This is a genomic window from Deltaproteobacteria bacterium (genome assembly GCA_020848745.1).
Lineage (GTDB): Bacteria > Desulfobacterota > Binatia > UTPRO1 > UTPRO1 > UTPRO1.
In genome coordinates, this window is sequence record JADLHM010000151.1 from 1 (window position 1) to 7,051 (window position 7,051).

4 protein-coding genes are annotated in these 7,051 nt (G+C 63.7%); all 4 read left to right on the forward strand.

The genetic code is table 11. The annotated features are described in order from the left end of the window. Nucleotides 1-555 precede the first annotated feature (555 nt). Nucleotides 556-975, forward strand: coding sequence for a helix-turn-helix transcriptional regulator (locus tag IT293_21820; GenBank protein MCC6767297.1), 420 nt, complete (start codon nucleotides 556-558; stop codon nucleotides 973-975). 156 nt (nucleotides 976-1,131) lie between these two features. Then, complete coding sequence (locus IT293_21825) at nucleotides 1,132-3,864, forward strand: hypothetical protein (GenBank protein MCC6767298.1); 2,733 nt, start codon at nucleotides 1,132-1,134, stop codon at nucleotides 3,862-3,864. A gap of 61 nt (nucleotides 3,865-3,925) precedes the next feature. Further along, the gene (locus IT293_21830) at nucleotides 3,926-6,232 is read left to right on the forward strand and encodes a DUF4215 domain-containing protein (protein ID MCC6767299.1); all 2,307 of its coding nucleotides are present in this window, start codon (nucleotides 3,926-3,928) and stop codon (nucleotides 6,230-6,232) included. A 593-nt stretch (nucleotides 6,233-6,825) separates the two neighbouring features. Then, nucleotides 6,826-7,051: hypothetical protein (locus IT293_21835; GenBank protein ID MCC6767300.1), on the forward strand; the 226-nt coding region annotated here is incomplete at its 3' end.

Below are 7,051 nucleotides of genomic sequence, written 5' to 3' on the forward strand. Positions count from 1 at the left end.
GTGCACCCAATCGCCCGGCTCCGCGAACGGACGGTTGGTGGTGGCGAGGGCACCGGCGAAGGATTGCTGGGTCCCGGGGATGACGTCGCAGGTCGCTCTTCCGGGACGGGGTGTGGCGAGGTGGGCGATAGCCAGCGCCGCGAACGCGACCGAGCCCCGCCACGGGCGACCCCGCCAGCGGTCACGAGGTGAGAGCATCGAGCGCGCGTAGCGACTCCACGGAACCTTCGTCAAGGACATTCGTCAGCGTGTCACTCGCGTCACCATCTGGGTGACGACGCTCGCGGCGCGGCATGGGTATCTCCGCTGTGGATGCCTGTCGGGCGGATCTTGGATCTCTTTCCTCTCGGAGTGGTGGTGATGGATGCGGATGCGGTCGTCCGGACCACGAACCACCTCGCGCGCCGGATGCTTCAGGAGGGACCTCTGCGACTTGCGGGCGGACGGGTTCAAGCAGATCGGCGTAACGAGGCAGCGGCGCTCGCGAGGCTCTTCGAAGGCACCTGCCCACATGCCGACCGAGGTGGCTTCCACGCGCGCGGAGCGTGTCACGTCATGCGCGACGATGCGCGCGGCAAGTTCGTTCTGTTGGTCGTCGACAGCCATGCAATCTCAGGCGGGCCACCCAGCGAGTTCGTACTCCTCATTCAGGATGTCGAATCGTCGCCGGCCATCTCGGAAGATGCGTTGCGAGCGTTGTATGGCTTGACGCGGAGGGAGGGCCACGTTGCGGCTCGCCTCATCGGCGGAGCCAGCGTCGCCGCCATCGCAGCGGAAGTTGGTGTCAGCGCAAACACGGTGCGGACGCATCTGAAGCGCATATTCGGCAAGACAGGTGCGAGCTCGCAGAGCGCCTTGATGCGCATCGTCCTCAGCGGCCTGCCTGCGCTCCACCTGGGCAATGGTCGGCATGGCGGCGGCAAGTTCGGTAGCGTCGCCAATCGTTTCCGCCGGGGACAAGCTGTGCCGCGATGACGCAGTCTTCTTTTGTCGTCGTCACCATATGGGGGACGCAATGGTTCAGGCGGATTGGTTATCAGCGATGCAAACCGTCCCACATCGCGAGATTTCAGCAATCGTCACGTCCCTGAGGCAGGCATGGGGGAGGCAATGGTGCGAAGACCAGCGTGGGTGTTTGTGATCGTGGTGTTCAGCGTGGTCTTCGATGGGTCGTTCATCCACGCCCCTTATGCGGTGGCTGCGCCAGGGACGAGCGGAGAGTCCATCGAGTGGATCGGCGGGGACGTCGGCGTTCCGAAATCGGTCTATGAGCGGTGGCGTTCGGCGGGCAGGGCCGCCATAGGTCCAGCGGCCAAGTGGCCTGCTGGAATCGTACCGTACGCGTTCGATGAGGTGTCTGACCGTGCCCTCACGACCCAAGAACGCAGCCGCGTCGTTACGGCAATGGGCGAGTTGGCCAGCGTCGCGAATATCCGTTTTTTTCCTTCGTCGCCTGGCGCAGGCAGCTTGACGATTCGGCGCGTCGTTGCCGCTGACCATTTCGATGGTGGTGGGTTCTACTTCTCGGCGTGTGGTGTCGGGTATTGCGCTGGCGGAGGTGAGCTCGCGCTCGCGGCCAATACTGGAAGCGGCGTCGTCAAGCATGAGCTGCTGCATGCACTCGGATTTTGGCATGAGCAGGAGCGCTCAGATCGGGAGTCGTATGTGCACGTAGAGGCGGCCAACATCCGTCCGGGGATGGAATCGCAATTCGACACCCAAGCGAATACTGCAACAGGGCCCTACGATCTCAGCTCCATCATGCACTACGGCGCGTGCGCTTGGAGCAGGTGCGGCGCCAATTGCTCATCGTCGAATCCCGCTTGTCGCACGATCACTGTGCTTGATCCGACCAAGCAATCGCGGATCGGCCAGCTCTGGACATTGAGTGAGCTCGATTCCCAGGGGCTGAATCGCTTGTATCCTCGGAACCCCGAGCTCTACGCGGTCGACGTCCAGGTTGACGGGAGGATTGTCGTCGTCGGGCAGGAGCTCAGCGGCGACGCCACGGTTGCTACGGTGCAGCGCCTCGACCGCTACGGCAATCTCGACTCGACCTTCGGGCCCAATAGGCGCGGCTTCGTGCGGATGGCGTTCAACGGCCTCACCGACAATCGCGTGCGGGCCGTGGGCATCCAGTCCGACGGGAAGATCGTCGTCGCGGGGGACGTCAACAACGGCTCCACGCCCGTGGCGTTGGTCGCGCGCCTGGATGCCTTTGGAAATCTCGATCCGACGTTCGGCCCTGGCGGGAGAGGCTTCGTCACCGCGGCGTTCGGTGGCACGCCCGACAATCATCTGAACGACGTCTTCATCCAGGCCGATCAGAAGATCGTGGTCGTTGGCCATGTGAAAGGTGGCCCGGACAACGACCGCCACGACGTCGCGCTCATTGCGCGCTTCGATACGGCGGGCAATCTCGATCCCGGGTTCGGCGGTGGCAAGGGCTATCAGACCTTGGAATTCGGCGGTGTTTTTCCGGACTATCTGACCGCCGTGGACCAAGCTCCTGGTGGCCCGATCGTCGTTGCGGGGTATGTGCGCGGCGGACCCAGCAACAATCGTCATGACGTCGCGCTGGTAGCGTACTTCGATAACTCCGGAAATCTTCTGGTGCATCGGACGCTGGAGTTCGGCGGGCTGTATCCTGACTACCTGAAGGCGCTGGCGGTGATGTCCGACGGTCGCGCCGTGGTGGGCGGTTTCGTATACGAGGGCGCAACGCCGCGGGGGGTCGTGGCGCGCTTCACGGGCGGAGGAGACCTGGATCCGTCTTTCGGAGGCGGGACGGGCTACAACGTCTTCCCATTGGCGCTCGGAACGTCGTGGGTCGACGCCATACTGCTGCAACCGGATGGGTCAGTAGTCGCCGCGGGTAAGGCCATCCGGGCGGGGACCAGCCGAGAAGTCGCCATGAGCACGCGTCTCACGGCATCGGGTGCCCGCGATGGACAGTGGGGGCCCGACGGTTCGGGGTTCGCGTTGCACGAGTTCACGCCCGTTCACAGTCGGGTAACCGCGATAGACCAGCGAATCGACGGTAAACCGCTCGTCGTCGGCTACGGTGACGACGGGAATCGGCTGCTGGGCTTCGTCGCTACGCTCACCAGCACCGGCGCGCTCGATAACAGCTTCGGGCGAGGCTGCCTTCGTTTCGCTGATGGGAGTGGCTCGGGCGGAGGCTGTGTCTGCGAGCCTGGCGAGGCATGCGCATGTGGCGACGCGTCGCCGCTGCTTTGTGTCGGCGAGAAGATCCGCTGCGTCAACAAGAAGCAGGCCGCCACGATGAAATGCTGGCAACGTTGCACGAAGACCCCCGAGAGCGGGTGCGGCGCAGCGCTCGCGTCGTGCGTCGCGGACGCATGGCTCAAGTTCGCTGGCGACAGTGGCGGCACCGCGGGCTGCATGTCGAAAGCCGAGCAGCGGCAGAATGCCGACATCGTAGAGTCGCTCTGCCTCACTATCGGAGACGCGGACGAGAGGGCGGCGGAGATAGCGGCGTTCGTCGAAGACGTCGCCCAAGCGGTGTCTTCGAGCGTGCCGCCGCCGCACTCCGATCAGTGTGCGCTGGGCAAGCAGCGTTGTATCGAGAAGAAGTTGGCCGGCGCGCTCGAATGCCAGCGCGCATGTCTTCGCGACCCGAGCCGATGCGGGACGTCCTTGATCACCTGTCTCGCGAAAGGCGACGCGAAGTTCCATGGCCCCGGAGGAGACTCCGCCCGGAGTTGCTTCGCGCGTGTCGAAAGCAAGCAAGCGGCCGAGCGCCCGGAAACTCTATGTGCGACAACCGGCGATCGTGAAGCCATCGGGGGCGAGATCGATGCGTTCGTCGCCGCCATGGTGGCACGGTTGAGCGCGCAATGAATGGACCAGGGGGTTCTCACCTAGCTAGGATCCTGATTCGCTGTCGAAAAGGAGGCTCTTCGTGAATAGCCGGCTCGTCCGCGTCGTCGCTCTATGGTTCGCCGTCGTTGGGTTCCCGGAGTCCATTAGTGCGGCGCCGTTGGACGAAAACGGCCAGGCGAGCGATGTCGTTTTTGAGCGCGACGCGCACGGCAACCGGATTCTGCCGGACTTGGCGAAAGCTCTCGCGGCTCCACATCGCCGTGGTGCACGTTCGGCCAACGAGCTGTCGTTCACGTTCGACTCTCCGGCCGAGCCGTGGACCGCCGCGAAAATCGTCGAGATGTCTACGACGCTGGGGGATTTCTACCCGATCGTGAAGACCATATACGGCCCGCCGGCGTTCGGCATCACGGTCAACGTGCGGAAGGACTCGAACCTCACGACACCCGGTCAGTACAACCCTTCGCTGAATGAGATAGTGTTGCATCCCGCCTCGCAGGCGTCGACCTGGGTGCACGAAATGATCCACGCGTTTCGCGACGATTATGTCTGTTGGCTAGCGACCTATGAGGAAGGAATGACGCGTGCCGCAGAGATCGAGTCCTTTGATCAGCTCGAGACCTACACGTCCGTAAACGAGGCTCACGGCTATCCGTACGACGTGTATTACGAGGCACTGAACCGGGCCGGGGTGGGGGCGACGAACGGTGTCTTCTTCGGGGGCTTGCCGGGTTTCGGGCTGCTTCGATATCAGCTCTCGGGTTATGCCTGGGGTAAGGCCTTGATCGAGAATCCAAATTTTCTCGAGTCGTTCAATGAACAGCTCTATGCACAGATGCTCATCGACCCCTCTACGACCGGCACCGAGGCGAGCCTGCTCGCGATCGCGGCGGCTGTGCAATCGCAGGTGGAGGGCGTCGCCTTCGGGCCTTGGTACGCCCAGCAGCACGTTTTCGATACGACGCCCCCAGTGGGGTATCAGCTCTACCAGCGCATCAGCAGCTGCACGTTCGACCTATTCGAGCGAACCGCCTCGGGACAAGAAATCCCGCAAGCAAATGTCCCGATCTCTTGGGCTGCGTACGACCATAACGATGAGCTTTTCGACAGCGGTACGCATTCGACGGATGGCTCCGGAATCATGGACCTTTGGCCAACTATTCCAGCAGGCTATCGCGGCCGTATGACCGTCGTCGGATCAGCATCCACTCCGGGCGGCGTCGTGACGAGCACGGCGGTGCGTATGGTCGCCGAACCGGATGGCGTGTCGGGCGTCGTCGTAGGGGCATCGACGGGCACGGTCACCGTCACGCCCCTCGACGATCCGGCGTCGACGGTCAGCGTTTCGGTCGTGGATGGCGCCTTCAAGGCGCCGTCGCTCAAGACGCTTCGGGGGCGCTTCACGGCGGAGTTCGTCGGTGAAGATCTTACGACCGCCATGACGCGGTTCACCAAGGACCGCAGCGATTATCTCACGATCGTGACATTGACGTGTGGCGACGCAATCGTAAACGGGACCGACGAGTGCGACGACGGTGACGACGTCAACGGTGACGCGTGCGACGGCAATTGCACCCTACCTGCGTGCGGAAACGGCGTGTTGGCGCCTGGCGAAGACTGCGACGACGGCAACCTCACGAACGGCGACGGGTGTAGCGACGGATGCCTCATCGAGCCCGATCCGACCGCGACGCCGACGCCCGCCGTGTCGCCGACGCCGACGGCTTCACCAACGCCGACGACGACTGCGTCGCCCGCGGTGTGCGGCAACGGCGTGGTGCAGTTCGGCGAGGAGTGCGATGACGGGAACTCGAACGGCGACGATGGGTGCTCGGTAAGCTGCCAAATCGAGCCGTGTACGGCAGGCCCTCCGAGCTTCTGTCGCCAAGAGCTGATTGGCGGCAAGGGTCAGCTCAAGATGCAGCGCGACGCGGCTGACCCCGAGAAACGCCGCATCCAATGGAAGTGGAGCAAGGGTTGGGCGACTCTCAAGCCCGCGTTCGGGGATCCCATCGGCACCGAAGACTACTTCGTCTGCATCTACGACCACGGAACGCTGATCTCGACGACGACCATTCCAGGCGGCGGCACGTGTGCCGGAAAGACCTGCTGGAAGGAGACGCCGAAGGGATACGTGTATCAAGACAAGGAGCGGACTCCGGATGGGGCTCAGCAGTTGAAGCTGATCGGCGGGGTCGGCGCGAAGGCGCAGATTCATTTCAAGGGCGGCGGAAGCAATCTGGACGTCCCTGTACCCGGCGCTCTCGTCGGTCCCGTGGTCGTTCAGGTCAGGCAAGCGAGCGATCCGACGACGTGTTGGGAGTCGACGTTCAGCGTCCCGTTCGGGAAGCAGGACGCCACGTCCTTCGCCGACAAATCAGACTGACGCCTCCGCTCGTCAGGACCTCAAAGCGCACTTGCCACGGCCCGGCGATCGACGGCGGTCGCCGTCCCACCGTCTCCCCTGCGAGGCTCTTTCTAGGACGACCGATTGCGCTTTGTCCGTCGTTGCGTCGTTCGCGCGCCACGCGTCATCAGTTGATCGACCGACAATGCTCCAAGGAGTCGATGACGTTGCGCTGCGTAGTCCCCATGCCCCTGTTGCGTCTGCATAGTGAAGCGAATCGCACCCGAGGGCCCGAGGCGCTTCACGAGGGCATCCCAGCCTTCGGCTCTGATTTCGCTGCGTGGCCGACCCCACCCCGGTCCGCCGTCGCGTGATGTCGTATCGGTCGCGACCGGTGGCTCTCGAGTCGGCACAGCATGTCTCCATGACGGCGCAGCCGCAGCTGACGAATGTCAACGTCACGCATCATCCTCGTGGAAGCGGTTCACTATTTGGTCGTGTGCTCTCGCATAGTCACCAAATGAGTGACGAAAGATCGATGCCGCGACTGTAGTGTGCGCTGCGACCTGGGCCACACGATGCCCCCACCCGAGATCGTCGACAGAGAATCCGTGCCGTTCGTGGAGGAAGACATGTCCATCAAGCGCATCGCATCGCGTGGCGTGCTGAGCTGTCTCGTCATCGCGGCGAGCCTCAGCATTTGTCTGCCCATCACCGAGGCGGCGACCGGGTGTCCCGGCGCGCTCGTCTACCAGGCCGACAACACGAGCACGCTCGACGCCGGTTGGACGGGCAGCTTGCACGACCTGCCCGTCATCGGGTGGTCGCTCCGCATGGGGATCGGCGGCTGCGCGGGCA

Bases quoted from the DNA above. Each gene is read 5' to 3' on its own strand.
- IT293_21820 (MCC6767297.1), top strand. From the start codon at position 556: ATGCGCGACGATGCGCGCGGCAAGTTCGTTCTGTTGGTCGTCGACAGC.